We start from the raw sequence: 2038 nt of genomic DNA on the forward strand, positions 1-2038 counted from the left end.
CACGTACGGTGCGAAGGAGGGCGAAAGGAGAGCTGACCAAGTCGTGTTGAAGACTCTCCTTAGCTATTCCTATATGAGAACTTTTCACTGTCCAGTAGTGGTAAAGTAACTCATAAATGGGTAGTTGATAGAGAGACTGGAGAAGGTTATTGGGAGAAGCTATAAATTGAGTTGGGGGTATTTGAAACTATGAGTGTATTTCCTAAAATTTTTGGCATTTCCATGTTTCCAAGTGTTGATTTAGAAGATATAGATGTAATAAATAGTATATTAAATATTTTCGAAACAAAGGATCATTTTAAACCAACTTCATGGGGAAATAGTGAAATGGTAAAAGTTGACTATGACCGTGATGAGATTAAGGAAAGGATGATTTTGCAACAACCAAGGTTTTCAGAGTTATACCTTCAGCGAGCACAATCAATAGAGTATTCGGGAAGCTTCGATCTAATTTCAAATTTTAGAGCTTATTTTGGTTTTGATTTTAAAAACATACCCAAAGAACTTTGGTCTGAAATTTATGAACTATCAGAAAATATTGCGAGTATTATTAAGCCACGGTACGGAATTACTCATGGCTTTTGGCCAGTTTCTACACCGTGGCAAACTGAACGTGATCGTTTACATAAATGGATGAATTTTTGCTCTCAACCTGCTCCGGTTACCTTCGGGCCGTGTGGTCCGCTGGGAATGGGAACTCGAACTTATTTTAGCGGAGATATACTTGATTTATTTAATAAAGAGATATTCATAAATATCCCTGCCAACGTGACAGAAATGGATTGGGGAGGTATTCGAATTGATCTTGTAGATAAGCCTTGGGAGGCAGATGCTAATGAATTACTTGATCGCTGGATTTGTGTAATGGAGTATATGGAACAGTATGAAGTATTCGCTATACCCAACTTTAGTAAAAGTAAAAGATCAGTTTCATTTAATCCAAATATAGCATGGGAAAGATATTTAAAAAATTTACAAATACTGAGACAAGGGGGGGAGTGAATGGCTAATCAAAGAAGCGAAAGAGAAGAAATACTTTCCAAATTAGCATCCTCTATATATAAAAAAGAAATAATTGAATCAATGGATATTTCTGGTATAGATCTTGCTTTTTCAGATCTTTCTGAAGTCATGGCTGATCGAATGACAGCTATTGGTGTTAAATTAAGGGCATCTTCCATTATCAGAGCGTCTTTTCGTGATTGTAACTTTAATTCCGCTGACTTTAGAAACTGTAATTTGGAAAATGTTGATATTGCAGATTGTTATTTTAAGGATGCAAACTTCAATAAATCAACCATGAGATTTGCTAAAATTAAAATCAGTTTTTGCGACAGGGCATGTTTTGATCAGGTTGATTTAACAAATGGAGACTTGTATGACACCATTTTTAATGGTAGTACATTTCGAAATGCAAATCTATCAGGTGTCAATGCAAAGCATGCATCTTTTAGAGATGTCGATCTTAGTGGTGCAAATCTTGCTAATGGAAATTTCGAAGGAGTGAATTTTATTAATGCAAAATTGGATGATGTAATTTGGGCAGGTGCAAATATTATTGGGGCTAGGTTTGATGAAGGAGTGCTAGAAATGATCCAAACTGAGTTGTAATTTAACGTATTTTAGATGATATACTGGCCAGTCAAAAGTTTTGCATCCCTAAAATGCTAACAAATTCGGGCTCTACGCCATAATCAGTGCTTGACAGACAATATGGCAAGTTGAGCGTTCAGTTATACAATCTTAATGCTTGATTTTACTGGTATCTGTATGCCTCGCATTTTTGTTGGAAGGGGTCAAGCAGTGATTTCGGTTTTGAGCCAAAATTTGAGGTGGGAAAATTGAATTCTAACTTTGAACAAGCCAGAGAAAGAATAAAAAACCTTAACTGGGAAAGTAATGGCATGGATAAACCTTCATATGCGATCCTAGTAACAGAGTTTATTAGGGCGTGTCTGAAAACTCATGATAGTGGAACTACTTCAACAAAATCATGGCAGAAGCCAAAAAAGCAAAGCTCAAAAAGTTTCGAGAAAGT

Annotated in this window: 3 protein-coding genes; all 3 read left to right on the top strand. The window is 36.0% G+C overall.

Annotation, left to right across the window (positions count from 1 at the left end):
- Positions 1–171: 171 nt before the first annotated feature.
- The gene (locus tag BLO51_RS28230) at positions 172–1002 is read left to right on the top strand and encodes a hypothetical protein (protein ID WP_245719877.1); all 831 of its coding nucleotides are present in this window, start codon (positions 172–174) and stop codon (positions 1000–1002) included.
- A complete protein-coding gene (locus tag BLO51_RS28235; RefSeq protein ID WP_090677471.1) occupies positions 1003–1611 on the top strand; it encodes a pentapeptide repeat-containing protein in 609 nt (202 codons plus the stop codon). It abuts the gene before it with no gap.
- 221 nt (positions 1612–1832) lie between these two features.
- Positions 1833–2038: hypothetical protein (locus tag BLO51_RS30010; protein ID WP_217266815.1), on the top strand; the 206-nt coding region annotated here is incomplete at its 3' end.

The sequence above is a fragment of the Paenibacillus tianmuensis genome, assembly GCF_900100345.1.
In the GTDB taxonomy this organism is placed as follows: Bacteria; Bacillota; Bacilli; order Paenibacillales; family NBRC-103111; genus Paenibacillus_G; species Paenibacillus_G tianmuensis.